General features: G+C 47.5%; 27 protein-coding genes and 2 rRNA genes (1 of these 29 only partly in view). 20 read left to right on the forward strand and 9 right to left on the reverse strand.

The window, feature by feature from the left end; translation table 11 throughout:
* Window positions 1-8: 8 nt before the first annotated feature.
* Window positions 9-908 (reverse strand): TIGR01777 family oxidoreductase, encoded by a 900-nt coding sequence (locus NYE68_RS04965; RefSeq protein ID WP_033575004.1) that lies wholly within the window; start codon window positions 906-908, stop codon window positions 9-11.
* Between the two features lie 91 nt (window positions 909-999).
* On the opposite strand from NYE68_RS04965, the gene recX reads away from it, so the two are divergent.
* From recX to NYE68_RS04980, 3 genes are all read left to right on the forward strand, one after another.
* Window positions 1,000-1,791, forward strand: coding sequence for a recombination regulator RecX (recX, locus tag NYE68_RS04970; protein ID WP_012117114.1), 792 nt, complete (start codon window positions 1,000-1,002; stop codon window positions 1,789-1,791).
* Window positions 1,792-1,797: 6 nt separating this feature from the next.
* The gene (locus NYE68_RS04975) at window positions 1,798-2,112 is read left to right on the forward strand and encodes a YfhH family protein (RefSeq protein ID WP_007408553.1); all 315 of its coding nucleotides are present in this window, start codon (window positions 1,798-1,800) and stop codon (window positions 2,110-2,112) included.
* A gap of 144 nt (window positions 2,113-2,256) precedes the next feature.
* Entirely contained in the window at window positions 2,257-3,450 is a 1,194-nt protein-coding gene (locus NYE68_RS04980) for an MFS transporter (protein WP_031378905.1), read from the forward strand.
* Between the two features lie 39 nt (window positions 3,451-3,489).
* On the opposite strand, the gene NYE68_RS04985 is transcribed toward NYE68_RS04980, so the two are convergent.
* The 3 genes from NYE68_RS04985 to NYE68_RS04995 all read right to left on the reverse strand — a co-directional run bounded on the left by NYE68_RS04985 (window position 3,490) and on the right by NYE68_RS04995 (window position 5,052).
* Complete coding sequence (locus tag NYE68_RS04985; protein WP_061890502.1) at window positions 3,490-3,879, reverse strand: DUF2606 family protein; 390 nt, start codon at window positions 3,877-3,879, stop codon at window positions 3,490-3,492.
* Window positions 3,842-4,753 (reverse strand): serine protease, encoded by a 912-nt coding sequence (locus NYE68_RS04990; RefSeq protein WP_254003614.1) that lies wholly within the window; start codon window positions 4,751-4,753, stop codon window positions 3,842-3,844. The genes NYE68_RS04985 and NYE68_RS04990 overlap by 38 nt, the downstream gene beginning before the upstream one ends.
* 146 nt (window positions 4,754-4,899) lie before the next feature.
* Window positions 4,900-5,052 carry a small, acid-soluble spore protein K gene (locus NYE68_RS04995; protein WP_003155495.1) on the reverse strand — a complete coding sequence of 51 codons (153 nt, stop codon included), beginning with the start codon at window positions 5,050-5,052 and terminating at the stop codon, window positions 4,900-4,902.
* A gap of 123 nt (window positions 5,053-5,175) precedes the next feature.
* Here NYE68_RS04995 and NYE68_RS05000 point away from each other — a divergent pair, with 123 nt between their 5' ends.
* The 6 genes from NYE68_RS05000 to NYE68_RS05025 all read left to right on the forward strand — a co-directional run bounded on the left by NYE68_RS05000 (window position 5,176) and on the right by NYE68_RS05025 (window position 11,187).
* Window positions 5,176-5,445, forward strand: a complete 270-nt coding sequence (locus tag NYE68_RS05000) for a YfhJ family protein (protein WP_003155492.1) — start codon at window positions 5,176-5,178, stop codon at window positions 5,443-5,445.
* Window positions 5,446-5,572: 127 nt separating this feature from the next.
* The gene (locus NYE68_RS05005) at window positions 5,573-6,100 is read left to right on the forward strand and encodes an SH3 domain-containing protein (RefSeq protein WP_015417063.1); all 528 of its coding nucleotides are present in this window, start codon (window positions 5,573-5,575) and stop codon (window positions 6,098-6,100) included.
* Window positions 6,101-6,185: 85 nt separating this feature from the next.
* Complete coding sequence (locus NYE68_RS05010; RefSeq protein ID WP_007408558.1) at window positions 6,186-6,521, forward strand: SdpI family protein; 336 nt, start codon at window positions 6,186-6,188, stop codon at window positions 6,519-6,521.
* Window positions 6,514-7,374: an alpha/beta fold hydrolase gene (locus NYE68_RS05015; protein ID WP_020955529.1), complete on the forward strand. Its 861-nt coding sequence runs from the start codon at window positions 6,514-6,516 to the stop codon at window positions 7,372-7,374. Before NYE68_RS05010 ends, NYE68_RS05015 begins: the two co-directional genes overlap by 8 nt.
* 210 nt (window positions 7,375-7,584) lie before the next feature.
* Complete coding sequence (locus NYE68_RS05020; protein WP_003155484.1) at window positions 7,585-8,565, forward strand: glycosyltransferase family 2 protein; 981 nt, start codon at window positions 7,585-7,587, stop codon at window positions 8,563-8,565.
* Between the two features lie 36 nt (window positions 8,566-8,601).
* Window positions 8,602-11,187 (forward strand): YfhO family protein, encoded by a 2,586-nt coding sequence (locus tag NYE68_RS05025; protein WP_324636038.1) that lies wholly within the window; start codon window positions 8,602-8,604, stop codon window positions 11,185-11,187.
* On the opposite strand, the gene NYE68_RS05030 is transcribed toward NYE68_RS05025, so the two are convergent.
* A complete protein-coding gene (locus NYE68_RS05030) occupies window positions 11,184-12,167 on the reverse strand; it encodes a metal-dependent hydrolase (RefSeq protein ID WP_031378907.1) in 984 nt (327 codons plus the stop codon). The two genes, NYE68_RS05025 and NYE68_RS05030, sit on opposite strands and share 4 nt — an antisense overlap.
* Before the next feature lie 225 nt (window positions 12,168-12,392).
* Between NYE68_RS05030 and mutY the strand changes: the two genes are divergently transcribed.
* Entirely contained in the window at window positions 12,393-13,490 is a 1,098-nt protein-coding gene (gene mutY, locus NYE68_RS05035; RefSeq protein ID WP_033575006.1) for an A/G-specific adenine glycosylase, read from the forward strand.
* Between the two features lie 6 nt (window positions 13,491-13,496).
* Here mutY and NYE68_RS05040 read toward each other — a convergent pair whose 3' ends face one another.
* A complete protein-coding gene (locus NYE68_RS05040; RefSeq protein ID WP_007408563.1) occupies window positions 13,497-13,721 on the reverse strand; it encodes a hypothetical protein in 225 nt (74 codons plus the stop codon).
* Window positions 13,722-13,802: 81 nt separating this feature from the next.
* Between NYE68_RS05040 and fabL the strand changes: the two genes are divergently transcribed.
* The 5 genes from fabL (at window position 13,803) to NYE68_RS05065 (ending at window position 17,711) form a co-directional block, all read left to right on the forward strand.
* A complete protein-coding gene (fabL, locus tag NYE68_RS05045) occupies window positions 13,803-14,555 on the forward strand; it encodes an enoyl-[acyl-carrier-protein] reductase FabL (RefSeq protein ID WP_003155478.1) in 753 nt (250 codons plus the stop codon).
* Window positions 14,556-14,621: 66 nt separating this feature from the next.
* Window positions 14,622-14,792, forward strand: a complete 171-nt coding sequence (locus NYE68_RS05050) for a gamma-type small acid-soluble spore protein (protein ID WP_033575007.1) — start codon at window positions 14,622-14,624, stop codon at window positions 14,790-14,792.
* 160 nt (window positions 14,793-14,952) lie between these two features.
* A complete protein-coding gene (locus NYE68_RS05055; protein ID WP_003155476.1) occupies window positions 14,953-15,219 on the forward strand; it encodes a YgaB family protein in 267 nt (88 codons plus the stop codon).
* A 135-nt stretch (window positions 15,220-15,354) separates the two neighbouring features.
* Complete coding sequence (locus NYE68_RS05060; RefSeq protein WP_003155475.1) at window positions 15,355-15,885, forward strand: DUF402 domain-containing protein; 531 nt, start codon at window positions 15,355-15,357, stop codon at window positions 15,883-15,885.
* An 83-nt stretch (window positions 15,886-15,968) separates the two neighbouring features.
* Complete coding sequence (locus tag NYE68_RS05065; protein WP_014417243.1) at window positions 15,969-17,711, forward strand: ABC transporter ATP-binding protein; 1,743 nt, start codon at window positions 15,969-15,971, stop codon at window positions 17,709-17,711.
* A 78-nt stretch (window positions 17,712-17,789) separates the two neighbouring features.
* Here the strand turns inward: NYE68_RS05065 and NYE68_RS05070 are convergent, their stop codons facing one another.
* Together NYE68_RS05070 and NYE68_RS05075 are read right to left on the reverse strand one after the other, a co-directional pair.
* The gene (locus NYE68_RS05070) at window positions 17,790-18,857 is read right to left on the reverse strand and encodes an aromatic acid exporter family protein (RefSeq protein ID WP_007408566.1); all 1,068 of its coding nucleotides are present in this window, start codon (window positions 18,855-18,857) and stop codon (window positions 17,790-17,792) included.
* 209 nt (window positions 18,858-19,066) lie between these two features.
* Window positions 19,067-20,356, reverse strand: coding sequence for a glutamate-1-semialdehyde 2,1-aminomutase (locus NYE68_RS05075; protein WP_324636036.1), 1,290 nt, complete (start codon window positions 20,354-20,356; stop codon window positions 19,067-19,069).
* A 157-nt stretch (window positions 20,357-20,513) separates the two neighbouring features.
* On the opposite strand from NYE68_RS05075, the gene bcp reads away from it, so the two are divergent.
* Entirely contained in the window at window positions 20,514-20,987 is a 474-nt protein-coding gene (bcp, locus tag NYE68_RS05080) for a thioredoxin-dependent thiol peroxidase (RefSeq protein WP_324636035.1), read from the forward strand.
* Between the two features lie 124 nt (window positions 20,988-21,111).
* Window positions 21,112-21,549, forward strand: a complete 438-nt coding sequence (gene perR / locus NYE68_RS05085) for a peroxide-responsive transcriptional repressor PerR (protein ID WP_003155465.1) — start codon at window positions 21,112-21,114, stop codon at window positions 21,547-21,549.
* Between the two features lie 34 nt (window positions 21,550-21,583).
* Here the strand turns inward: perR and NYE68_RS05090 are convergent, their stop codons facing one another.
* On the reverse strand, window positions 21,584-21,937 hold the full coding sequence (locus NYE68_RS05090; RefSeq protein WP_007408568.1) for a YgzB family protein: 354 nt from the start codon (window positions 21,935-21,937) through the stop codon (window positions 21,584-21,586).
* Between the two features lie 202 nt (window positions 21,938-22,139).
* Here NYE68_RS05090 and NYE68_RS05095 point away from each other — a divergent pair, with 202 nt between their 5' ends.
* The 3 genes from NYE68_RS05095 to NYE68_RS05105 all read left to right on the forward strand — a co-directional run.
* Window positions 22,140-23,024 carry a nucleotidyltransferase-like protein gene (locus tag NYE68_RS05095; RefSeq protein WP_007408569.1) on the forward strand — a complete coding sequence of 295 codons (885 nt, stop codon included), beginning with the start codon at window positions 22,140-22,142 and terminating at the stop codon, window positions 23,022-23,024.
* 229 nt (window positions 23,025-23,253) lie between these two features.
* A 16S ribosomal RNA gene (locus NYE68_RS05100) occupies window positions 23,254-24,803 on the forward strand.
* Between the two features lie 233 nt (window positions 24,804-25,036).
* Window positions 25,037-25,919, forward strand: a 23S ribosomal RNA gene (locus NYE68_RS05105); it runs 2,047 nt beyond the window's last position.
* The 16S and 23S rRNA genes sit together here, the layout of an rRNA operon.

Genomic DNA, 25,919 nt, shown 5'->3' on the forward strand with positions numbered 1-25,919 from the left:
TTCCGTTTTTATGCAGATAAGAGATCCTTTAAAGCGGAATCAAGTTCTTCATACGTAAATTGAAAACCGGATGTCAGCGCCTGCTTAGGCAGGGCGCGCTGGCCTTTTACGATCAGCAGGCTCATTTCTCCCAAGGCCTTCTCCAGAAAAAGTTCCGGTACGGGAATCCAATGGGGGCGGTGCAGGACGCTTGCGATCATTTTTCCGAATTGCTTCATTTCCACGGGGTTCGGCGATGTCACATTCATGGGACCGGACAAGTCATCATGCTCCACCGCATAAGCGATGAGTTCCGCGGCGTCATCCACATGAACCCATGACAGCCATTGCCGTCCAGAGCCGATGGTGCCGCCGGCTAACAGTTTATAAGGGAGAACCATGAGCGGCAGGGCGCCTTTTTCACCGAGCATCACCCCGAATCTGGCATATACCGTCCGGATGCCGAGCGCTTCAATTTTCTGGCCTTCACGTTCCCACATATGAGCCGTATGACTGAGAAAATCTTCATTTGACGTATCTGACTGTTCGGTGAACGTTTTTTCTGTGCTTGTGCCGTAAATGCCGACGGCGCTGGCCTGAATCAAAGCCCGGGGTTTTTTCGGCTGCTGCTTTATAATCCGTCTGACTTCTCTCGTCGCTTCTATTCTGCTTGAGATGATTTGTTCCTTCGTTGTGTCCGTCCAGCGGTCAAAGATGGATTTGCCGGCGAGGTTCACCCATACATCAATAGGGGGAAGCTCGCGCTCAGGCGCCGCGTTTTCGGCCAGCCATTGAACATATGTCACATTTTTTTGTTCGGTTTCTCTCTGTTTTCTTGATAAAATATAGACATGATGTCCCCGGCGGGTAAACACACCTGTCAGATGCCGGCCCAGAAAACCAGTGCCGCCTGTCATCGCGATATTCATATCCATCTCTCCTTACACGTTGATACATATACTGTACCTCATTTGCCAAAAAGAAAAACGCCTGAACATCGGGGCGGGAAAGGAGACCGGGATGCCGTTTATTACAAAAATATCGACCCAAAAGAAAAATACCGAGCGCTTCAACATCTTTCTTGATGAGAAATATGCATTCAGCGTCGACGCCGACGTGCTTGTGCGTTTTGACCTGAAAAAAGGGAAAGAACTGGACGAGCTTGACATTCTTGAAATCCAGTACGGCGATGACGTAAAAAAAGCCTTTAACCGCGCCGTAGAATTTTTATCATACCGGATGCGCTCTGAAAAAGAAGTCCGGGATCATCTGAAGAAAAAAGAAACACCGGACATGGTCATTTCTGAAGTCATCCATAAACTGTACGATTACCGCTACTTAAATGACAAAGAATTTGCGGAAGCCTATGCGAGCACCCACAAAAAAACAAACGGCAAAGGCCCTGACGTCCTGTTCCGCGAGCTGAAAGCGAAAGGAATAGACGACGATACCATCAAGGAGACGCTCAGTGCGTTTACATTTGATGAGCAAATACAAGAAGCGCTGAAACATATCGGCAAAATCCTGAAAAAGGACAAAAAGCTGTCCACAAAAGAGATCAGACAGCGGGCGCAGATGCAGCTTCAGCGAAAAGGTTTCCCTTTCGACGTCATCAATGCCGCTCTGGAACAGACGGAGTATGAAAATGATGATGAAGCCGAGATGGAAGCTCTGAAGGCTCATGCGGAAAAAGCGATCAGGAAATACCGCTATGACGGCAGCTATGAAAGCGGAATGAAGGTTAAACAGTACTTATTCAGAAAAGGATTCTCGATTGACGATATTGATCAATTCTTGCAGGAAGAGGAGTAAACTGAAATGGACAAACGATACAGTCAAATGACGCCTCATGAACTACAGACAGAAATTGCGGGACTGACGGAAAAAGCGCGAAAAGCGGAACAGATGGGCATTGTAAATGAACTGGCCGTGCTTGAACGAAAAATTACGATGGCCAAAGCTTACATGCTGAACCCGGAAGACTTTCGGCCCGGCGGGGTGTATCAGATAGAAGGTTCTGATGACACTTTCCGTATTGATTACATCAACGGCGTATTCGCCTGGGGACACAGATCTTCCCCGTCTGACGGGGAAGAAGCACTGCCGATTTCCGTTTTAAAAGAAAAAAAATAACAAAAGAGGCCGGTTCCGGCCTCTTTTTCTTTTCGGGCACATTCGTTTCAACCTTTCAGTAAAAAATGATTGAATTCATTTTTGATATCTTTTAAGATGGAATTCGTTGTTTTTTTAATAAAAAGGAGGCGATTTGCGTTGAATATCAAAATGAAACAGCCATCAGTGAAATTAATGATTTTTGTTTTAATGATTTGCACATTTTCCATCGGGTATACGGAATATGCTGTCATGGGTATTCTGACGTCGATTGCCGATGACTTTCATATACATGTATCTTCAGCGGGCATGCTTGTTACGGCGTACGCGGCAAGCGTCTGCCTGACGGGCCCGATCGTAACCATTATCGCGGTTAAGCTGCCGAGAAAGCCGGTGCTGCTAGGGTTGATGGGCATCTTCGTCCTTGCCAACCTGATGAGCGTCTTTGCGCCAAACTTCGCCGTGCTGGCGATTTCCAGAATTTTATCCGCATCCATCCACGGAGCTTTTTTTGCGATCGCCATGGTGTTTGCGAGTGAAATGGTGCCGCCTGAAAAACGTTCCGCCGCCGCGGCTTCCATGAACGGCGGATTAACCGTGGCGCTGATGCTCGGTGTCCCGTTCGGCTCTTATTTAGGGGATGCCCTTAACTGGCGGGCCGTCTTTTTCATTATTTCCGTTTTAGGCATGATCGGGCTGATCGGACTGATGCTGGTCGTACCGAACCGGAAACCGAAAGTGATTCCGATGCTGATGAATGAATGGAGTGTCTTTAAGCATAAGCAAGTGATTTTTTCCTTTGCGATCACCATTCTCGGCTACTCAGGCGTATTTATCGCTTACACGTTTATTGAGCCGATTTTAAGAGATTCAGCGGGGTTCGGCACAGTCGGCATTACAGGCGCATTATTTGCCTACGGTCTCGGCGGAGTGGCGGGGAATTTCTTCGCGGGGAAAGTGCCGCTCAAACTGCTGACACGCACGATGATCGGTGTGATGATCGGCTTGATCGGCGTCTTGGCGATTTTCCCTTATATCGCTGTTTTTCCCGCCGCCGCCGTTTCAGCGACATTTTTGTTCGGCGCATGTGCGTTCGGCACGCCGCCGCTTTTGCAGACCAAGGTTATTTCTTCCTCTGAAAACGGCACGACAATCGCCGCTGCGGTGAGCGTTTCTGCCTTTAACCTGGCAAACGCGCTCGGCGCCTGGATCGGCGGATTGATTCTCGGGGGAACGGGATCTTACTCATGGCTGTTTGCCGGCGGTGCGCTGATGACGGCTCTCGGCCTTGTGCTTTCCACGTTCGCTCATCTGTCTGAGAAGAAAGATATCTATGAATACCAAGTGCATAAAGGATAACAAAAAGCTTGCAGGGGATATTCCGCCTGCAAGCTTTTTTCAGTGTTTCAATGTAATGCTGATCACCGTATGTTTATCATTCTCAGCTAAGGACATATTCCGGGTTTCCGGTACTCCGTCTTTTTCAAAAACGACGGCATAAGTTCCTTTCGCGGCACTTTTCCATGCAATCTCGCCGTGGTGATCAGTCTTGCCTATTATCTCTCCGCGGTCTATATTCGGCTGATGATCTGACTCCGCCGCTTTCATCACGGTGACCGTCACACCAGCCGCCGGTGAGCCTTCTGCATCCTCAACATGGAGCGTAACGGGCAATACTTTTTTGGCGGCGGAATCATCCGCTTTGCCGCATCCGCATAAAACGGCCGCCGCGAGAAAGAAAACAAAAGCTTTATTGATTTGACCAATATTGAATGTTGTCGAATACACTGTTTGTCACCCTTGTTCCCAGATTGTAAGACGACCCGCCGTTTGTATGAATGGCAATGGCGGTCTGGCCGGTGTCGCTGTAATTGCGGTAAACGGGCGATCCGCTCTGGCAGCCGAACGTATCTGTCGTATAAGTGAGTTTATATGTCTCGGCAGAACGAATCGGCTTGCTGTCCGACCACATGGAACCGGACACTTTGTCGCACGGATATCCTGTCACGGTTGAGGAAAGCCCGGCCGGACTGGAACTGTTGGTCGTCCGGTAGCCGTACCAGCCGACAGTATTCCCGGGCGACCCGTTTACTTTGATTGCCCCGTAGTCATAGTTTGTGTCACCGTTTTCTGTCCACCCTTTGACACTGTAGAATGTCTTGCCTGAATAAGAGCCGTACGGGTACGATGATCCGTTGCGGCCGGGAGCTGCCGTAATTTTCGATGCCCAGCCGTTTTTCTGGTCATACACGCAATGTCCCGCCGTAACGATCGTGTCGGCATTGACAAAAAAACCGGTGCATCCGTAGGTGCTTGTGCTGCCGCTGTATGTAACGGTCAGCTGTGCTGTCGCTCGATATGGAAATGATGTTGTAGGAGAAATTCTGATTCGTTCGTCTGTCCCAATAATACTGGAAGGCTTTAATGACTTGATGTCAGCTTTGCTGTTTTGTGCAAGCTGTCTTTTGGTGAGGCCCGTTCCTTCATAAGCGGGGGATGTCTGTGTTGTTTGTACAGGCTGATTCTGATGTGCGTCAAACTCCTCACCGCTGCTTGAAACAGATGTCTGCGGGCTGCCCGCTGCTTCAGCTGAAACAGCAAATAATGAAACTGACATTAAGAATGCGGTAAGGCTCAGCAATCGTTTTGAAACTGTCTTCATTTTATAAAACCCCTCCTTTTTTGTCTACCGGCTTTCGGTTTAACATTTAACATATTATGGAATTTATTTAGCGTTATGACCGCAAAAGGATGTTTTTTTCCGCAAAAAAAAGACCGGGTCATTCCCGGTCTCTTACGGTGTGTGTGTTATCGTCTGCCTGAAGCTCTCATGCGTTCTTGCGGGTGCGAATTAATTGAACCGTCCGCCCGTTTAGAAGCGTAGTCATCCTTTGCCCGCGGTTCGCCTTCAAACTTATTATTGTTCTGATTAGGAAATCCTTTTGCCTTGTTCCGGACCATTTGTTTTCCCCCTCGGCCAATATCAAAAGGTTGCGCCTTCTGGACTGAAGACGTAAAGTTAGTATATGCCTGTGACAAGCTGCGTAAAAGCAGCAGGTTTTCCCAAGGAAAGGAGACAGAGACATGAATACATATATCGACAAACTGACGAATTTGCTGCTTGAGAAAAATGACATGCTCAGCTATTTGCAAGCGCGAACTTGGGTTGAGCTTTTATGGGGAGATTTCGAAGCGACTTACGCAAAAGCCGGCCGCCCGTATCAAGGAGAGCAAATGACAGAACGCGTCGTCAAGGAATGGATCGAATCATACGGCAGTAAGCTCCATATGTTCCAGAGCGTTCGGGAAGACGTTTCTCATTATTTGGATCAAAGCAGGGGTCTCCTGCATTAACATAGCAGTGCACCCGCCGGATATCGTCCGGCGGTTTTTTTTATAAAAGAAATAGGAAAATCATGTTTGGCGACCGGCGGAATGTGGAAATGTGTAATAACTTATAAAATAGCGGGGAGGAACCACAATGAACATGAAAAAGGGGTTAACCGCATTTATTCCGGCCGCAGGACTTTGCTTATTTTTAGCCGCAGGCACCGTTTTTTTCGATCCGGCAGCGAATGCCGCAGCAGTTCACCAGACAAAAATAGACACCGCAGCAGATACATATATCGTGAAAGCAGGAGAACTTAACGTCCGCAAAGAACCAAATAAACAAGGGTCGATTATCGGCACGCTTCGTTCAGAGGATTCCGTAAAGGTTAAACGGCTTCAAGGAGCAGATTGGGCTGAGATTGACTACAAAGGTCACAAAGCCTATATCTCCACACATTTTCTGATGAAGCAGCCGGTGAAGGCGGTGACGGCGAAACAAACCGCTTTTTATACGCCGACTTTGGAAACCGGCAAAAAAGGGTCCGTTAAAGCGGGTGAAACCGTCAATGTGCTCGGCTGGGGGTTCAGCCATGACGGAGGATTTGACCGTAAATGGGCGTACGTCACATACGGCGGGAAAGCAGGTTATGTGAAAACGGCCGACTTAACTCAAAAATAAAGATTCGGGCAGGCGAATGAGCCTGCTTTTTTTCTGAAACTTTTCGCCTTTCCTTTCGTAAAAGATGAAAAGGAGAGTGACAGATATGATAATGGTAATCGGCGGCCTTCTGATGGCTGCGGCCGGCATTTTAGTCACATTTTTTCCGCCGAAGTCGATCAACAGCCTGTACGGATATCGGACGAAGCGCTCTATGGCGGATGAGTCGCAGTGGAAAGAAGGCAATCGATTCAGTGCGCTTCTCATGATTTTGTTCGGCCTTATATCGGCGGCAGCTGGATTTGCGGGCAGCCTGCTTATCCGGCTGACTCAGCCGTTCGCCCTGATCGTTCAGGCCGTATTATTGATTGCGATCAGCGTACTGATCATCGTCTTAACAGAAAGAAGATTGAAACAAACGGGGAGGAGAATCGATGAATGACATTACGTTTCACATGATCGAAACAAACGGAGTGACGCTGCACACGGCTTCAGCCGGTCCGAAAGACGGTCCTTTGGCGGTGCTGCTGCACGGGTTTCCGGAATTCTGGTACGGCTGGAAGAGCCAGATCAAACCGCTGGCGGATGCCGGATACCATGTTGTCGTGCCTGATCAGCGCGGCTATAATCTCAGTGACAAACCGGAGGGCATTGAAAACTATACCATTGATACGCTCAGAGACGACATTATCGGGCTGATCACGCATTTTACAGATGACAAAGCCGTCGTCATCGGCCACGATTGGGGAGGAGCCGTGGCCTGGCATTTGGCATCCACGCGGCCGCAATACGTTGAAAAATTAATCACGGTCAATATCCCGCACCCGGCGGTTATGCGGAAGGTCACACCGTTCTACCCGCCGCAGTGGAAGAAAAGCTCTTATATCGCGTTCTTTCAGCTGCCGGAAAAGCCGGAACGGAGATTGTCTGAAGACAATTACCGCGTATTGGATCACGCGATCGGCTTATCCGAACGACCGGCGCTTTTTTCACGGGAAGATGTCGACAGCTACAAAGAAGCTTGGGGCAGAAAAGGAGCGCTCACGGCGATGCTGAACTGGTACCGGGCGATCAGAGCCGGCGGTTTAGGCCCTGCCGTTCCGCTTAAAATGCCCGTTCCGTACCGATTAATATGGGGCGTCAATGACCGAGCGCTGAGCAAAAAGCTCGCCAAGGAAACAAAACGGATGATTCCAAACGGCGACTTAATCTTCATAGATGATGCCTCACATTGGGTCATTCACGAAAAACCGCGCATCGTCAGCCATTTGATTCATGAATACCTTCAGCAATAAAGTCTGTCCCGCGTACAGACTTTTTCTTTTTTTTCTCATATCTGCCGAAAAACATGACAAAATATAAACCATATGCAGAAAAAATTTTCTTTCCCTGTAACAAAAAAATGGTTTAAACGTCATTAAAAAAAGGAAAAGCCTTACTGAAGTTTTGCGGACAAATCCTTTAAGGCCGTCCTAAAAAAAGAATAATACAAAGAAGGTGCCTTCATGAAACAAAGGTTAATCTCAATTATTATTCCGTCTTACAATGAAGGGAACAATGTCAAGCTCATCCATGAATCTTTAAAAAAAGAGTTTCAGACGATTCATTATGACTATGAAATTTTCTACATCAATGACGGAAGCGCGGATGACACCCTTCAGCAGATTAAAGAACTGGCCGCCAGAAACCATCGCGTCAAATACATATCTTTTTCCCGCAACTTCGGGAAAGAAGCGGCCATTTTGGCAGGATTTGAACACGTGCAGGGCGAAGCGGTAATCGTGATGGACGCCGATCTGCAGCATCCGACCCATCTGCTGAAAGACTTCATTCAAGGTTATGAAGAAGGGTATGACCAAGTCATCGCGCAGCGCAACCGAAAAGGGGACAGCCCCGTGCGTTCCGTGCTTTCTTCCCTGTATTATAAATTTATCAACAAAGCCGTCGAAGTGGACCTGCGTGACGGGGTCGGAGATTTCCGCCTGCTGAGCCGGCAGGCCGTTGATGCCCTTTTGAAGCTGAGTGAAGGAAACCGTTTCTCGAAAGGGCTGTTCTGCTGGATCGGGTTTGACCAGAAAATCGTATTTTATGAAAACGTCGAAAGGAAGAACGGCACGTCCAAATGGTCATTCAGCAATCTGTTCAACTACGGAATGGACGGTGTCGTCTCCTTCAACAACAAGCCCCTTAGGGTATGCTTTTTCACCGGTATTCTGATATTGCTTTTGTCGATGGTTTATATTGTAACGACCTTTGTTCATATTCTGACACACGGCGTGTCCGTACCCGGATACTTCACCATTATTTCCGCCGTGCTGTTTTTAGGGGGCATCCAGCTTTTGAGTCTCGGCATCATCGGAGAATACATCGGCCGGATTTACTATGAAACAAAAAAACGCCCGCACTATTTAATTAAAGAAGCGAATATAACGTACGGAGAACAAAATGAAACGAATTATACAAAAAAGCGCAAGTGGAACCATTAAACAGCCGCCGCTGTGCGCAGGGTCTGGGGACGTTGTATGAAAAAAAATAAATGGATCTTGCCGGCAGCCTGTGTGCTGGCTGCGGCAGCCGCTCATATTTTTTTCTTAAAAGAGTGGTCGCAAGGCCGCTATATGACGGGGTCTGGAGACGGGATCGCCCAAATGGCGGTCTTCAAAAAGCTGCTGTTTGATCAATATATGAACGGCAGGCTGTTTTACAGCTATTCGTTCGGACTGGGCGGGGGCGTGTACAGTCAGCTCGGCTATTATTTCTCTACTTCTTTTCTATTCCTGTTTATCTCCGCCGCTGTCCGCTTTTTGCAGCTTATTCAGCTGACGGGCGAGGCTGATGCGCTGTTTTGGGCGCAGGCTTCCGTTTTTATCAGCATCGCCAAGCAGAGTTTGATCATATTCACGGCGGCGTGTGTGTTCCGTTATTTCGTCAAACGGACGGTGCCTGCTTTTACCGGCGCCGTGTTGTACGGGGTCTCGATTATCTACTTCCGGCATGAGGTATATTGGGACTTTTTCACTGACAGTATGGTGTGGCTGCCGCTGCTCGTGCTCGGCGCGGAAAAAATCATCAGGGAAAAAAAGCCGGCGTGGTTTATCTTCGCCTGTGCGCTGACATTGATCAACAACTTTTATTTTGCGTATATTAATCTGATTTTCATCGGCGTTTATATCTTATTCAGGTGGATGATCCCCCTTGAAGGCAATGAGGCGAAAAGGCTCACTCAATGCAGGATATTTATTCTGTCGGGCCTTCTCGGGTTCGGCATAAGCGCAGTTTCCTTTATTCCTGTCGTGTACGGATACCTTCATAATCTGCGGCCGCCGTATTCAGAGCATATTGCATGGCTTGATTTTTCCGACAACATTTTATTTTCTAGCCGGATTATCATCCTGCCGGCGGCTTTTTTGCTTTTTTTATTTACATTTACTTTATACAAAAACCGCTTGTTCCGGCTGTTTGCGGGAATCAGTCTGCTGTATATTCTGTTTCACTTCAGTCCGTTTGCGGCAAGTGCCTTTAACGGTTTTTCAGCTCCGCAGAACAGGTTTGAATACGTCCTGTGCTTCACGATTGCCGGAACGGTTTCAGCCGGGCTTTCTAAGCTTTCAGACATCAGCATGAAGAGTATGTTGATGTCCGCCGTACTCGTCGTTCTGCTCTATTGGAGCCAGGTGAGGCGGTACAGTCTGGATATTTCTGATTACGCCAACCTGCCCGTTATCCTTCTTCTGGTGCTGAGCATAGCCGCTTTCTTTGCAGCAAAGACAAGACTGAAAGGCGCGGTGCCCGCCGTCTATGCCGTCATTTTGCTTACGGCTGTGCTTACGGCTAATACATATGAAAAATATGCTTTATCAGAAGGCGGGAAGATTTATACGGTATCGCATACCTTTATGACGGGTGCTGACTATAAAGGCAAAGAGCAATCAGAGCTCATTCAGCGTCTGAAAGAAAAAGACCCTGATCCGTTTGCCCGTTTAGATTGGATGAACGGTGTTTTCAATAACACCCCGATCATATACGGATTCAACGGATTCAGCGTATACTCAAGCATACTGAACCGCAATCTGCTGTCCTTTTACTGGAACGACCTCCAGATTGACATGGGCAGAGAAAGCGTCAGCCGCTATGCGACATTAGGAAACAGGGCTAATTTATACAGCCTGCTTTACGGAAAATATTATATGACGGAAAAAACAAACGAGGCCGGCGTGCCGTACGGGTTCAAAAAAATCATGGAATCAACCCATTATGCGGTTTATCAAAATCAATATATGCTTCCGTTCGTCCGGACAGCCGATCGCGTATATAACGAGGGCGGCCTGAAAAAAGCGCCCGCCCTTGCCAGGGAACGGGCAATGCTTGACGGGATCGTCACGGAATCAAGCACAACCAACACGAAAAAAGCGCCTGAGGCGAAAAATATGATCCGCCATGCAGAGGTAGCGGCCGAACATGGCGATTATCATAACGGCATCCTGACGGTAAACGAAGACGGCGGCGGCCTGATCATTACGCCGCAAGCCGCTAAGATGGACGGCGGCGATTATTACGTCAGCTTTTATTTGAAGAATAAAGCGAAGGACCAGGGCTTTACATTAAAAGTGAACGATTACACGACAACGAGAAAATCGAATCAATCCATTTACAAAACAGGTGTCAACGATCTTACTGTCAGAGTGCCGAAAACAAAAAACATCCAAATCCGTCTGCCGAAAGGATCGTATCAGCTTGACAGACTGGCGCTTTATGAAGAACGGTACGATACGCTGAAAAGCGCATACCGAAAAGCGGAAAAAGAACCGCGGGCCGATCTCAGCTGGCGCGGAAATACGCTTCATATCTCGTATGATAACAAAACCCGCGCGCCGTATATCATGCTTCCGATTCCTTATGAAAAAGGCTGGGAGCTGAAGATAAACGGCAGAAAAGAGCAGATTGAAAAAGCGGATTATTCCTTTATCGGATTTAAAGCGCAAAAAGGAAAAAACGATATTCAATTAACGTATTTCCCGCCGTTTTTTAAACCCGCGGCCGCTCTATCGGTGATCAGCCTCGTGTTTGCGGCTATATATGTGAGAAGACAAAAGAAGCCCGGCTCTTAAACAGAGCCGAGCTTTAATTTTTTCTGCAATTTTTCCTCGCTGAAAATCCAGCCCGTGTAAGAAGAGAGAAACTCTAAATCATGACTGAGGTGGACGATGGCGACAAAAGGATAGTGGCCTTTGCTCCGGTAGCGCAAATCAATAAAACGCACCTCATAATGATCTTTAAAGGTATCGACCTCCCACCTGTAAACGGGGGAAAATGAAAGAAAGGCTGCAATATTTTCGTCCTGTTTCGCGGCCTTCATCACATCGGTTTCCGGAACGGGCACGCGGTTGAATGTATCCAATATCACGACATGGCCGTCAAGGCTTCTGCCGACATAAAAGGCATGCGCCGTCGTCACGGCGATACGCCACTGCCTGAATTTCATCGTCGGCGAAATAATAATGGTTTCAATCTCCTCTTCAATCATTTCGCGCAGCCTTCGCTTTATCCGCAGCTGCATCAAAAACCGGACGGCGTAATATCCTGCGAGGATGATATAAAGCATCAGAAATGTCACGCCCGGATGACCTCCGATATACCACACGGCAATCGCGGCCAAATGGCTGACGAAAATAAACGGATCAAAGGTATTGATTAAACCGAGAGCGATCCATTTTCGCGAAAACGGGCGGATGGCCTGCGTGCCGTATGCGTTAAAAATGTCAACAAACACATGCAAAACGACAGCGAGAAGCGTCCACAGCCACAGGTGCAAAAAGTTCGCTTCCGGATAAAACATAAACAAAATACCCGGAATCAGAACGGACCAAAATAAAACGGCGGGAATGGAGTGCGTGAACCCTCTATGATTTCGAATATAAACGGCATTATTTTTCAGCTTTAATATGGTATCAATATCAGGTGCCTGAGAGCCGGCAAGAGCGGCGATCATAACTGCCTGAGACATGGGGGTGTGCATGCCGACGGCAGGATCAAGAGTTGCGATTCCGCCAAGCGCGATACCCATGACAACGTGAGTGCCAGTATCCATTGTTGACCTCCTAGCAGGCGTTAACAATCAGTCGCCCGCATATTTCGCATTATAAGATATTCCCCATTTTCTGTTTGCCCAATCATGGCGTTTATCCGCCGTTCTCATATGTTTCCGCTTTTTCTTTATCACTATTTAATGTAACATATTATCGTAACGTGCCCTAAGTTTACACCAAAATACGGTGTCAAGAAAAGCGGAACCCGAAACATCTGAGGAGAAGATATGAACGCACTTGAAGAAAAAATGAAACAAAAAGATATAGACAAATTTCGCGAGGACTTAATTACATGGTTCGAAAGAGAACAGAGAATTCTGCCGTGGAGAGAAAATCAGGACCCGTATCGGGTGTGGGTGTCAGAGGTGATGCTGCAGCAGACGCGCGTAGAAACCGTTATCCCTTATTTCCGGCGGTTTGTTGAGCAATTTCCGACCGTTTCGGCGCTCGCTGAAGCCGATGAGGAAAAAGTGCTCAAAGCCTGGGAAGGGCTGGGTTATTACTCCCGTGTAAGAAATCTGCAAAGTGCCGTAAAAGAAGTGCATGAGCGGTACGGGGGAGTCGTCCCTGCCGAGGAAAAGGAATTTGGCGGACTGAAAGGCGTCGGCCCTTATACAAAAGGCGCCGTGCTCAGCATCGCATACAACAAACCGATTCCCGCCGTAGACGGCAATGTGATGCGTGTCATGTCGAGAATTCTTTCCATATGGGACGATATCGCAAAACCTAAAACCAGAACCATTTTCGAACAGGCGGTATCAGCTTTCATTTCTCATGAAAAACCATCTGAATTCAATCAGGGTTTAATGGAGCTCGGCGCGATCATCTGCACCCCGAAATCGCCGTCCTGCCTGCTTTGCCCCGTACAAAAGCACTGCTCGGCATTTGGGGAAGGGACAGAGCGGGAGCTGCCTGTTAAAAGCAAAAAGAAAAAGCCCGGAATAAAAACAATGGCAGCCGTTGTGCTGACAGACGATCAAGGCGATGTCTATATTCATAAACGGCCGCCAAAAGGCTTGCTCGCCAACTTGTGGGAGTTTCCGAATACCGAAACCCAGAAAGGAATCAAAACCGAAAGAGAGCAGCTTGAAGCCTATTTAGAAAAAGAGATGGGAACAACCGCTGAAATCGGGGAGCTGGAAGGCATCGTAGAACATGTTTTCACCCATCTCGTCTGGAATATTTCGGTCTTTTTCGGTAAAGTAAAACAAGTGTCGGATACAACGGAATTTATACGGGTCACAAAAGAGGAGCTCGAGGAATACGCATTTCCCGTTTCCCATCAAAAGATATGGAAAATGGCGGAAGAAAGCGGCCGCCTGTAAAAAGCGTCAGTCATAGCTGACGCGAGTGCCGTGGCCATAATCCGCTTCATTCCGTTTCAGTCCGCCGCGGGCTTCGATTTCCTGAATCAGTTCCCGGTATTTGGACTGGCCTTCTTCGTTTAAATACGGCATAATTTGCTGGAAGGCATGATGGAAATAGGCGAGCTCTGAATCTCTCCAATCTTTTTTGGGCATCATGGCCAATTCGCCCATATCACGTCCGACATACATATAAAAGACCCCTTTCAACACATATTGCTTTTATTGTTTGTTGAATGAAAAGAACTATACACAGCAAGGAGCTGAGGAAAAATGGAACAAAATAAATGCGCACTGATCACGGGAAGCAGCCGCGGCGTCGGGAAAGCAGCCGCCATCAGACTCGCGGAAAAAGGATACAACATCGTCATCAATTACGCCCGCAGTAAAAAAGCGGCATTAGAAACCGCCGAAGAAATTGAAAAACTCGGCGTTAAAACGCTCGTCATTAAAGCCAATGTCGGCCAGCCGGCAAAAATCAAAGACATGTTCCGCCAGATTGACGAAACATTCGGCAGACTGGACGTGTTCGTCAATAATGCGGCTTCAGGCGTGCTGAGACCGGTCATGGAACTGGAAGAAACACACTGGGACTGGACGATGAATATCAATGCGAAAGCATTGCTTTTCTGCGCCCAGGAAGCAGCAAAGATGATGGAGAAAAACGGAGGCGGCCACATCGTCAGCATCAGCTCGCTCGGCAGCATCCGCTATCTTGAAAACTATACGACGGTCGGTGTCTCAAAAGCCGCTTTAGAATCGTTAACCCGTTATCTCGCGGTTGAGCTGTCTCCGAAAAATATCATCGTAAACGCGGTGTCAGGCGGAGCGATTGATACGGACGCGCTGAAGCATTTCCCTAACAGAGATGAACTGCTGGAAGATGCCCGCCAAAATACGCCGGCCGGCAGAATGGTCGAAATTAAAGATATGATCGATACGGTGGAGTTTTTAGTTTCTTCAAAAGCGGACATGATCCGCGGCCAGACCATCATTATTGACGGCGGACGCTCTCTGCTCGTATAAGTTTTAAAAAAAGATGAATAGCCTTATCATCTCCTGCGCATTCTAAAGTGCGTGGAGGTGATAACAATGGCAAACTCAAAATACAGCAAAACAGACGTTCAGCAGGTGAAAAGACAAAACCAGCAATCAGCTTCCGGTCAGGGTCAATACGGCACTGAATTCGGCAGTGAAACTGATGTGCAGCAGGTAAGAAAGCAAAACCAATCTGCTGAACAAAACAAACAGCAAAACAGCTAATCACTGAAACGAAAAAGCACTTCATCTTCGGATGGAAGTGCTTTTTTCTGTTATTAAAACGACAAAACTTGTGATTCCTCTACAGAATGAGTCAAAGGGTTTTCCGGCGTAAAATCGAAATGGTAAGGAGTATCAACCTAAAAGCCTAAGGAGGAACCCGATGTCAGAGTTTGAAAAGCTTGTAAGTGAACAGATGAAAATCATGGATCAGCTTCTCGAGCTGCAGTCAGAACTTGACCGCTGCCGGCAGGTGGAAGCGGAACTCATCAGTCTGGAAAGAGATGCAAAGCTGGACAATGTACAGGACGAAATTGCGACAAAGCGAAAAGACCTGGCCGGCATACAGGAGTTATTCCAAAGGCAGACAGAGCAAGTCATCCAGTCTTATCGCAGCACGGAAAAGCCGTCTTCCTATGTGCAGAAATGAATGTGCCATTCCGGAAGCGGAGTGGTTCTTTTATTTTCATTTTTTAATTCGTAACGTTATAATAGTGAAAAGACTTGTCGGAAAGCAATTGCGGCTGCATTGACTGCAGGGCTTTACAGAAAGTAGGGGAGAAATATGGGATATCCCAAGGAAGGAGAAACCATTCAAATTCACAGCTATAAGCATAACGGGCTGCTTCATCGAATTTGGAATGAAACGACGATTTTAAAAAGTACGGAATTGTGTATCATCGGAGCCAACGACCGGACAATGGTGACGGAATCCGACGGACGGACGTGGGTGACGAGAGAACCGGCGATCTGCTACTTTCATGCCCGTCAGTGGTTTAACGTCATCGGAATGCTGAGAGATGACGGGGTACACTATTATTGCAACATCAGCTCGCCGTTCGCTTATGACGGAGAGGCCATCAAATATATTGATTACGATTTGGATGTCAAGGTGTTTCCGGATATGACATATAACATTCTTGACGAGGATGAATACGATGACCACCGCAAATCAATGAATTACCCTAAAGAGATCGACAGCATTCTGAAGGAGTATCTGAATACGCTGCTGCACTGGATTCATCAGCGGAAAGGACCGTTTGCTCCGGAATTTGTTGATATGTGGTATGAACGGTATCTGCGCTATACAAAATAAAGAATACAATAAAAAAACCTGTTGGGGTGTCAACAGGTTTTTCACATGGGCTCACACGCCTTAAAGAGAGAGGGGGATAAAGTGTGGGCGTAATCAGACGCTATATGCAATTTGTAAAACCTTATAAAAAACAAATTTTTATCACAGTGTTAATCGGCATCATAAAATTCTCCATCCCGCTGGCTCTCCCGCTGCTGTTAAAATACGTGGTCGATGACATTATTCAAGGGAGCGGAACGGCAAGCGCTAAAACATCATCGCTATTCACGATAATGGGCATCATGTTTGTGCTGTTTTTAATTCTGCGTCCCCCGGTAGAGTACTATCGGCAATATTTCGCGCAATGGACGGGCAGCCGGGTGCTCTATGATATCAGGGGAGTATTGTTTGATCATATTCAAAAATTGAGCCTGAGGTTTTATGCCAACACGAGAACGGGCGAAGTCATTTCCCGGGTGATAAATGATGTCGAACAGACAAAAGACTTTGTCATAACCGGACTGATGAATATCTGGCTTGATATGATGACGGTGCTGATCGTCATCTGCATTATGTTTACACTCGATGTCAAGCTGACATTGATATCTGTCATTTTGTTTCCGTTATACGGAATTTCAGTGAAATACTTTTACGGCCGTCTCCGAAAACTGACACGTGAGCGTTCTCAGGCACTCGCCCAAGTTCAGGGACATTTGCACGAACGAGTTCAGGGGATGCCCGTCATCAGAAGTTTTGCCATTGAAGATTATGAACAAGCCAATTTTGATGAAAAAAACGGACATTTTCTGGACAGAGCGATCCGTCATACGAATTGGAACGCAAAAACGTTTGCAGTCGTGAATACCATTACGGATTTGGCGCCGCTGCTCGTTATCGCGTTTGCGGGTTATTTTGTCATAAACGGTCCGCTGACGGTAGGGACGATGGTTGCGTTCGTCGGCTATATTGACAGAATGTACAATCCGGTCAGAAGATTGATCAACTCATCGACGACGCTGACCCAGTCGATCGCTTCAATGGACCGCATATTTGAATTTATCGACGAGCCGTATGAACTGACTGATAAACCGAATGCAGTAAAAGCTGACGGCATTAAGGGCGAAGTTGAATTCCGAAATGTCTCGTTCCGTTATGAGGAAGGAAAAGAAACGATTTTGCAGGACGTTTCCTTAAAGGTGACAAAAGGGGAAACCGTCGCGCTCGTCGGGATGAGCGGCGGCGGTAAATCGACGCTTGTCAGCCTCATACCGCGTTTTTATGATGTATCCGGCGGCAGCCTGCTGATTGACGGCACAGATATTCGCGATTATGAAGCGAGAAGCCTCCGCAATCAAGTCGGAATGGTGCTTCAGGATACGTTTCTGTTCAGTGAGACGATTCGTGAAAATATCGCCATCGGTAAACCGGGAGCGTCTCTGGATGAGGTGGTTGCGGCTGCGAAAGCGGCAAATGCCCATGAATTTATTATGAATTTCCCCGAAGGTTATGAAACCAAAGTCGGCGAACGGGGCGTCAAATTGTCAGGCGGGCAGAAACAGCGGATTTCCATCGCGCGTGTATTCTTAAAAAATCCGCCGCTGTTAATCTTGGATGAAGCGACATCGGCTCTTGATCTTGAAAGTGAACACTACATTCAGGAAGCGATGGAAAAGCTTGCGAAAAACCGGACGACTTTTATCGTCGCCCACAGGCTGTCCACGATTACGCACGCGGATAAAATTGTCGTCATGGAAAACGGCGCCGTCGTCGAAACCGGCACGCACGAGGAATTAATGGCCCAAGGCGGCCAGTACAGACACTTATTTACGATTCAGAATTTGAACTGATACAAAAACGTATGCCGTCCGAATGGGCGGCATACGTTTTTTAAAATGCAAAAAAACCCGGTTATCTAGAGCACCGGGTTACTCATCATCGTCTGTTTCTAATTCGCTGTCTTTCGGGTGGTATGTCTGAAAACTCGTAATTAATGTATCGAGATGCTCCAGCTGCTCACGGTATTCCGCAACCGCAGCCATAATGCTGAGCATATTGTAATCAAGCAGTTCATCCTCGCAGTTCTGCTGATTTTTCAAGAAAGACTTCGTCAAAAGCTGTTTATATCTTATGCTTTCTTCAGCATCGTCATCATGCGGTTTGATCTTGCCGACCGTCCGCATCAGAATCCTTTCGTGCCAATGAAGCAGATAATCAATTTCTTCTGTCAGCGTCTCCTGAAATTCCTCCGGCATATGATAAATCTCGTTTTCATAGCGGTGCAGCTTTTTCAGCGTATCAAGCGCCCGATTCGCCGTAATAATCGCCTGTCTGAACAATACAAGCTTGCGCGACTTTACATACGTCGTTTTCTTAAAGTAGCTTCTCTCCTCTTTATAAAGAAGGTACGTATGATCAAGCTTCATCATCTTTTCCTTCAGCTTCTCAATATCCTCTTTCAATATCGAGTGTTCCGTGGACTGACGCATCGTCAGCCTGATCCATTTCATGATCTCATCGGTATATTCAACCGTATGATGAGTCAGCTTCGTTTCGTATTTCGGCGGAAGAAACACAAGGTTCACAATAAAAGAAGACAGCACGCCTAAAATAACGGTGCTTGTTCGTATCAGAGCGAACGTCAGGAAGCTGTTTCCCGGTGTTTCTAAAATTGCGATAACCGTCACGAGCGCAATCGAAATGGTGTGTTCAATTTTCAGTTTTAACATGATCGTGATGACAATCACTGCGGTCAATCCGATCATAATCGGACTCGGTCCGAAAATCAGTCCGAATGCCGTAGCGATGACAGCGCCGATGATATTTGCCTGAACCTGATCAATAATGATAAGAAAAGACCTGTAAATAGAGGGCTGTATGGCAAATATAGCTGCAATCCCGGCAAAGATCGGCGACGGAAGTCCGATCCATGATGCTAAGTAGAGCGCGAGCGTAATCGCAATCCCTGTTTTAAAAATGCGGGCACCAAGTTTCATTGGTTTGTGCGTGCATTCCTTTCTCTAATAAATTATGTGCCGAACGAACGGCTGACACTTACATTTCCCTGTCGGCTGATTTGCTAAACAATAAAGTAATATACAGGGATCATACCAATTATTCAAGGTCTTTTTTTGAAAAAACCATTATCTCACAAATCGGACAAAAAGAAAAAGCGGAAGCCCCGGGCTCCCGCTTGTTTCAGCAGTTATTTTTTCATATGTCTGAACGCATCTTCAACGGCTTGTAAAGTGGCGTCGATATCCTCTTCAGTATGTGCGGTTGTGATAAACCAAGCTTCATACTTCGATGGAGCGAGATTGATGCCGCGCTCAAGCATCAGCTTGAAGAACTTGGCGAATGCTTCTCCGTCCGTATTTTCCGCCTGCTCGTAATTGACGACCTTTTCACCAGTGAAATAAACCGTGAGCGCGCCTTTTAAACGGTTGACGGTGATGGTAATGCCATGTGTCTCCGCATGGGCGAGAATGCCGTGCTCAAGTCTGGCGCCGAGCTCATCAAGCCGTTCATAAACGCCTTCTTCCTTCAGCACTTCCAGGCAGGCGATGCCTGATAGGATAGATGCCGGGTTTCCGGCCATTGTGCCGGCTTGATATGCCGGGCCGAGCGGAGCAACCTGCTCCATGATCTCTTTTTTGCCTCCGTAAGCGCCGATCGGCAAGCCGCCCCCGATAATTTTACCGAGCGCCGTTAAATCAGGCTTCACTTGAAGAAGATCCTGCGCGCCTCCGTACATAAAACGGAACGCCGTGATCACTTCATCATAAATGACGAGCGCGCCCGCTTTATGGGTCAATTCATTTACCTGTTCTAAAAATCCTTCTTCAGGTTCAACGATGCCGAAGTTGCCGACGATCGGCTCGACGAGAACCGCGGCAATTTCTGAACCCCATTTATCCAGCGCGGCTTTGTAGCTTTCAATGTCATTGAAAGGAACGGTAATCACCTCATTGGCGATGCTTTTCGGCACGCCGGCGGAATCAGGAGTGCCGAGCGTAGACGGGCCGGAACCCGCAGCGACAAGTACGAGATCAGAATGGCCGTGATAGCAGCCGGCGAATTTAATGATTTTTGTCCGGCCTGTATAAGCGCGTGCAACCCGGATCGTTGTCATTACCGCTTCAGTGCCTGAGTTTACGAATCGTACTTTATCAAGTGAAGGAATGGCCTCCTTCAGCATTTTGGCGAAAGTGACCTCATGTTTGGTCGGCGTCCCGTACAGCACGCCGTTTTCAGCCGCTGTTTTAATCGCTTCAGTTATATGCGGATGGGCATGTCCGGTAATAATCGGGCCGTAAGCCGCTAAATAATCGATATACTGATTCCCGTCTACATCCCAGAAATAAGCGCCGTTCGCTTTTTCCATCGCAACGGGTGAACCGCCGCCTACCGCTTTATAGGATCTGGACGGGCTGTTCACGCCTCCGACGATATGCTCTAACGCTTCCTTATGAAGTTCAACTGATTTTGTATACAAAAAATGACCCTCCTAATATCTCCTTACATCATGTTCTATTGTAGCATGCTTCATTGCGAGCACAACGGTTCATGCTTCCAGAAAAGAGCGGGAGGATAACGGTTGTAATCTTAACGTGAATTGGATACGCTTAATAAAAAACCCGGAGGTATAAGAAATGACGATCGAAATCGGACAAACAGCACCGGATATGAAATTAGTGAATGACAGCGGGGAAGAAGTAGCATTGACGGATTTTAAAGGGAAGTACGTCGTTCTCTATTTTTATCCGAAAGACATGACACCCGGATGCACGACGGAAGCATGTGATTTCCGTGATCAGCACGAAAGTTTCGCGGGACTTGATGCGGTTATTATCGGAGTAAGCCCTGACAGCCGTGATAAACACGAAAAATTTAAGCAAAAACATGATCTTCCTTTCCAGCTCCTCGTTGACGATGAACACAAACTGGCGGAAGCTTTTGACGTGTGGAAGCTGAAGAAGAATTTTGGGAAAGAATATATGGGTATCGAGCGATCCACTTTTTTGTTAGATAAAGAAGGCCATCTTGTGAAGGAGTGGAGAAAGGTAAAAGTGAAAGATCACGTTGCCGAGGCGCTTCGCGAATTGGAACAAATTGCGTCTAATTAATGGACAAATGCTGAACTCACGGGGTTTTCTTCAGATTACATTTGACAGGAGACCGGAAAAAGATGTACACTAATTATAAACATTATAAAGTAAGAATCTTTTTTAGAAGAGAGGTGCATGACGGATGGCTGCACATGAATTAAAAGAAGCCTTAGACACGTTGAAGGATACGGGAGTCCGGATTACTCCTCAACGTCATGCCATTCTGGAATATCTCGTGGATTCTATGGCACATCCGACAGCGGACGATATATATAAAGCCTTGGAAGGGAAATTCCCTAATATGAGTGTTGCGACAGTGTATAACAATTTGCGTGTATTCCGGGAAGCGGGGCTTGTAAAGGAACTGACGTACGGAGATGCGTCCAGCAGATTTGACTTTGTCACCTCTGACCATTATCACGCCATTTGTGAAAGCTGCGGAAAAATCGTAGACTTCCACTATCCCGGGCTTGACGAAGTGGAACAGCTTGCGGCTCACGTCACGGGGTTTAAGGTAAGCCACCACCGTTTGGAGATTTACGGCGTCTGCCAAGAATGTTCCAAAAAAGAAAACCACTAAACGAAGCTGACCGCTTTGATACGGTCAGCTTCGTTTATTTTACACTGTTTTTTCTGTTATAAGACTCGTCGAACGCTTTGCCTTCCAATCCTTTATCCAATGTAAGCGGCTCTCTGCAATGCATGCACATATCCACTCTGCCCAGTATCTTCGTTTCTTTCTCGCAAGCGGGGCACATCACCCGGACCGCTTTTGTGGACAGCATGCCGATCCAAAAATAAACGGCGGTGCTGAGCCCGATCGACAGCAGGCCGAGAATCATAAACAAGCTGGCAAGCAAAACAGACTGCTTGAAGAACAGCCCGATGTACATAATGATAAACCCAACGAAAACCAAACTTAACGCAAACGTTCTGATCTTATTAATTTTGCTTGAGTATTTCGCCATGTCCATCCCCCTCCCGTTTAACTATAGCACAAAACAGATGGCATATTCTTCATGTTTTCGTAAGAAAAGGGAAGAATAAATATGGCAGCTGAAAGGAAATTTGTTATAATAGTGCAATGTGTTTAGAAAAAAGGACTTTCATGTTTTATCATAGAAATGTAGAAACAATAGCTAGTGAAACAATCGCATTGGAGGAATCGTAATGGACAATCTTCTCCGTCCAATTTACCAAGAAAGAGCAAGTCATCCCGATACGCTGGCCGTCCTTATGATTGAGAGAAGGAGTAAAGCATCATCCATCACGGATAACTTTGATGCGGTCATGCTTGTCATTGTCAAACAGGCTGATGAACCTCTTTTTATAAAGCATTATGAATTCGAACAAAAAACCGCTTCTTTACATATTGTAACGGATGCTCTGCTTCAGGAATGGATTCTGCTTGGGACCAATAGAAGAGTCATAGATTGGATCATCAACGGCAAAGTGCTGTTTGACCGCAATGAATATATATCTGAACTCAATGACCGGCTCAGCACTTTTCCATTCGCCGAGCGGAAATTAAAGATCGGAATGGAATACGGCAAGCTGATCAGAAGATTTGTAGAAGGAAAAGCGTTTTTTGAAGCTGATCATTTTCTGGATGCATATTATGCGGTAGTGCATGCTCTTCACCACTTGGCCCGCATAGAAGTGATTGACCGGGGGTTTTATCCCGAAACGACAGTCTGGAACCAGGTCCGTCACATTGAGCCGCAGGTATATAAGCTATACTCCGAACTTGTCGAGAGTCACGAAAGTTTGGAGAAAAGACTCGAATTATTATTCTTAGCAAATGATTTTCTCATCCATTCAAAAGCTGAAATCGGTTCTGCGCACCTTTTTCAAGTGATGAAAGAAAAAGAAATGTGGCAGTTTGGAGAATTGCTTCAGCACCCTGAACTGGTGCACTTCACCCAAGATCTTGGTGTCATGCTTGATTACCTGACGGAAAAAGGCTTTGTTGAAGTATCTCAAATAGAGACCAAAGGGCAGGAAGTATATCATCGAGGATATTCTTTCAAAAAAAGTGTTGACGCTGAATCATAGGCATGGTATATTATTAAACGTCGCTGATGCGCTTCAACAAAAAGCTCACAGCGGCGGAGAAATAAAAACAAAAAAACATTTGACAGCAACTCGCTGAAATGTTATACTGAAAAAGTCGCCTCGAGATGAGGTTGAAATGATCTTTGAAAACTAAACAAGACAAAACGCACCTGTTAATTCAAAGTTTTAAATAAATCGCACAGCGATGTGCGTAGTCAGTCAAACTACTTTATCGGAGAGTTTGATCCTGGCTCAGGACGAACGCTGGCGGCGTGCCTAATACATGCAAGTCGAGCGGACAGATGGGAGCTTGCTCCCTGATGTTAGCGGCGGACGGGTGAGTAACACGTGGGTAACCTGCCTGTAAGACTGGGATAACTCCGGGAAACCGGGGCTAATACCGGATGGTTGTCTGAATCGCATGGTTCAGACATAAAAGGTGGCTTCGGCTACCACTTACAGATGGACCCGCGGCGCATTAGCTAGTTGGTGAGGTAACGGCTCACCAAGGCGACGATGCGTAGCCGACCTGAGAGGGTGATCGGCCACACTGGGACTGAGACACGGCCCAGACTCCTACGGGAGGCAGCAGTAGGGAATCTTCCGCAATGGACGAAAGTCTGACGGAGCAACGCCGCGTGAGTGATGAAGGTTTTCGGATCGTAAAGCTCTGTTGTTAGGGAAGAACAAGTGCCGTTCAAATAGGGCGGCACCTTGACGGTACCTAACCAGAAAGCCACGGCTAACTACGTGCCAGCAGCCGCGGTAATACGTAGGTGGCAAGCGTTGTCCGGAATTATTGGGCGTAAAGGGCTCGCAGGCGGTTTCTTAAGTCTGATGTGAAAGCCCCCGGCTCAACCGGGGAGGGTCATTGGAAACTGGGGAACTTGAGTGCAGAAGAGGAGAGTGGAATTCCACGTGTAGCGGTGAAATGCGTAGAGATGTGGAGGAACACCAGTGGCGAAGGCGACTCTCTGGTCTGTAACTGACGCTGAGGAGCGAAAGCGTGGGGAGCGAACAGGATTAGATACCCTGGTAGTCCACGCCGTAAACGATGAGTGCTAAGTGTTAGGGGGTTTCCGCCCCTTAGTGCTGCAGCTAACGCATTAAGCACTCCGCCTGGGGAGTACGGTCGCAAGACTGAAACTCAAAGGAATTGACGGGGGCCCGCACAAGCGGTGGAGCATGTGGTTTAATTCGAAGCAACGCGAAGAACCTTACCAGGTCTTGACATCCTCTGACAATCCTAGAGATAGGACGTCCCCTTCGGGGGCAGAGTGACAGGTGGTGCATGGTTGTCGTCAGCTCGTGTCGTGAGATGTTGGGTTAAGTCCCGCAACGAGCGCAACCCTTGATCTTAGTTGCCAGCATTCAGTTGGGCACTCTAAGGTGACTGCCGGTGACAAACCGGAGGAAGGTGGGGATGACGTCAAATCATCATGCCCCTTATGACCTGGGCTACACACGTGCTACAATGGACAGAACAAAGGGCAGCGAAACCGCGAGGTTAAGCCAATCCCACAAATCTGTTCTCAGTTCGGATCGCAGTCTGCAACTCGACTGCGTGAAGCTGGAATCGCTAGTAATCGCGGATCAGCATGCCGCGGTGAATACGTTCCCGGGCCTTGTACACACCGCCCGTCACACCACGAGAGTTTGTAACACCCGAAGTCGGTGAGGTAACCTTTATGGAGCCAGCCGCCGAAGGTGGGACAGATGATTGGGGTGAAGTCGTAACAAGGTAGCCGTATCGGAAGGTGCGGCTGGATCACCTCCTTTCTAAGGATTTTAACGGAATATAAGACCTTGGGTCTTATAAACAGAACGTTCCCTGTCTTGTTTAGTTTTGAAGGATCATTCCTTCAAAACATAGGAACACCTGCTAAATGCGCCACTTCCTGTGGCAACGCATGTGTTAGCATGTCCTATGCGTTGTTCTTTGAAAACTAGATAACAGAAGTAATTCACATTCAATTAGTAATGCAAGATATCACGTAGTGATTCTTTTTAACGGTTAAGTTAGAAAGGGCGCACGGTGGATGCCTTGGCACTAGGAGCCGATGAAGGACGGGACGAACACCGATATGCTTCGGGGAGCTGTAAGCAAGCTTTGATCCGGAGATTTCCGAATGGGGAAACCCACCACTCGTAATGGAGTGGTATCCATATCTGAATACATAGGATATGAGAAGGCAGACCCGGGGAACTGAAACATCTAAGTACCCGGAGGAAGAGAAAGCAAATGCGATTCCCTGAGTAGCGGCGAGCGAAACGGGACCAGCCCAAACCAAGAGGCTTGCCTCTTGGGGTTGTAGGACACTCTGTACGGAGTTACAAAGGAACGAGGTAGATGAAGAGGTCTGGAAAGGCCCGCCATAGGAGGTAACAGCCCTGTAGTCAAAACTTCGTTCTCTCCTGAGTGGATCCTGAGTACGGCGGAACACGTGAAATTCCGTCGGAATCCGGGAGGACCATCTCCCAAGGCTAAATACTCCCTAGTGACCGATAGTGAACCAGTACCGTGAGGGAAAGGTGAAAAGCACCCCGGAAGGGGAGTGAAAGAGATCCTGAAACCGTGTGCCTACAAGTAGTCAGAGCCCGTTAACGGGTGATGGCGTGCCTTTTGTAGAATGAACCGGCGAGTTACGATCCCGTGCAAGGTTAAGCAGAAGATGCGGAGCCGCAGCGAAAGCGAGTCTGAATAGGGCGAATTGAGTACGTGGTCGTAGACCCGAAACCAGGTGATCTACCCATGTCCAGGGTGAAGTTCAGGTAACACTGAATGGAGGCCCGAACCCACGCACGTTGAAAAGTGCGGGGATGAGGTGTGGGTAGGGGTGAAATGCCAATCGAACCTGGAGATAGCTGGTTCTCTCCGAAATAGCTTTAGGGCTA

Source organism: Bacillus sp. FSL R5-0447, from assembly GCF_038606125.1.
GTDB lineage: Bacteria > Bacillota > Bacilli > Bacillales > Bacillaceae > Bacillus > Bacillus velezensis.

Bases quoted from the DNA above. Each gene is read 5' to 3' on its own strand.
- NYE68_RS04965 (WP_033575004.1), bottom strand. From the start codon at position 908: ATGAATATCGCGATGACAGGCGGCACTGGTTTTCTGGGCCGGCATCTG.
- recX (WP_012117114.1), top strand. From the start codon at position 1,000: ATGCCGTTTATTACAAAAATATCGACCCAAAAGAAAAATACCGAGCGC.
- NYE68_RS04975 (WP_007408553.1), top strand. From the start codon at position 1,798: ATGGACAAACGATACAGTCAAATGACGCCTCATGAACTACAGACAGAA.
- NYE68_RS04990 (WP_254003614.1), bottom strand. From the start codon at position 4,753: ATGAAGACAGTTTCAAAACGATTGCTGAGCCTTACCGCATTCTTAATG.
- NYE68_RS04995 (WP_003155495.1), bottom strand. From the start codon at position 5,052: ATGGTCCGGAACAAGGCAAAAGGATTTCCTAATCAGAACAATAATAAG.
- NYE68_RS05000 (WP_003155492.1), top strand. From the start codon at position 5,176: ATGAATACATATATCGACAAACTGACGAATTTGCTGCTTGAGAAAAAT.
- NYE68_RS05005 (WP_015417063.1), top strand. From the start codon at position 5,573: ATGAACATGAAAAAGGGGTTAACCGCATTTATTCCGGCCGCAGGACTT.
- NYE68_RS05010 (WP_007408558.1), top strand. From the start codon at position 6,186: ATGATAATGGTAATCGGCGGCCTTCTGATGGCTGCGGCCGGCATTTTA.
- NYE68_RS05015 (WP_020955529.1), top strand. From the start codon at position 6,514: ATGAATGACATTACGTTTCACATGATCGAAACAAACGGAGTGACGCTG.
- NYE68_RS05020 (WP_003155484.1), top strand. From the start codon at position 7,585: ATGAAACAAAGGTTAATCTCAATTATTATTCCGTCTTACAATGAAGGG.
- NYE68_RS05025 (WP_324636038.1), top strand. From the start codon at position 8,602: ATGAAAAAAAATAAATGGATCTTGCCGGCAGCCTGTGTGCTGGCTGCG.
- NYE68_RS05030 (WP_031378907.1), bottom strand. From the start codon at position 12,167: ATGGATACTGGCACTCACGTTGTCATGGGTATCGCGCTTGGCGGAATC.
- mutY (WP_033575006.1), top strand. From the start codon at position 12,393: ATGAACGCACTTGAAGAAAAAATGAAACAAAAAGATATAGACAAATTT.
- NYE68_RS05040 (WP_007408563.1), bottom strand. From the start codon at position 13,721: ATGTATGTCGGACGTGATATGGGCGAATTGGCCATGATGCCCAAAAAA.
- fabL (WP_003155478.1), top strand. From the start codon at position 13,803: ATGGAACAAAATAAATGCGCACTGATCACGGGAAGCAGCCGCGGCGTC.
- NYE68_RS05050 (WP_033575007.1), top strand. From the start codon at position 14,622: ATGGCAAACTCAAAATACAGCAAAACAGACGTTCAGCAGGTGAAAAGA.
- NYE68_RS05055 (WP_003155476.1), top strand. From the start codon at position 14,953: ATGTCAGAGTTTGAAAAGCTTGTAAGTGAACAGATGAAAATCATGGAT.
- NYE68_RS05060 (WP_003155475.1), top strand. From the start codon at position 15,355: ATGGGATATCCCAAGGAAGGAGAAACCATTCAAATTCACAGCTATAAG.
- NYE68_RS05070 (WP_007408566.1), bottom strand. From the start codon at position 18,857: ATGAAACTTGGTGCCCGCATTTTTAAAACAGGGATTGCGATTACGCTC.
- bcp (WP_324636035.1), top strand. From the start codon at position 20,514: ATGACGATCGAAATCGGACAAACAGCACCGGATATGAAATTAGTGAAT.
- perR (WP_003155465.1), top strand. From the start codon at position 21,112: ATGGCTGCACATGAATTAAAAGAAGCCTTAGACACGTTGAAGGATACG.
- NYE68_RS05090 (WP_007408568.1), bottom strand. From the start codon at position 21,937: ATGGCGAAATACTCAAGCAAAATTAATAAGATCAGAACGTTTGCGTTA.
- NYE68_RS05095 (WP_007408569.1), top strand. From the start codon at position 22,140: ATGGACAATCTTCTCCGTCCAATTTACCAAGAAAGAGCAAGTCATCCC.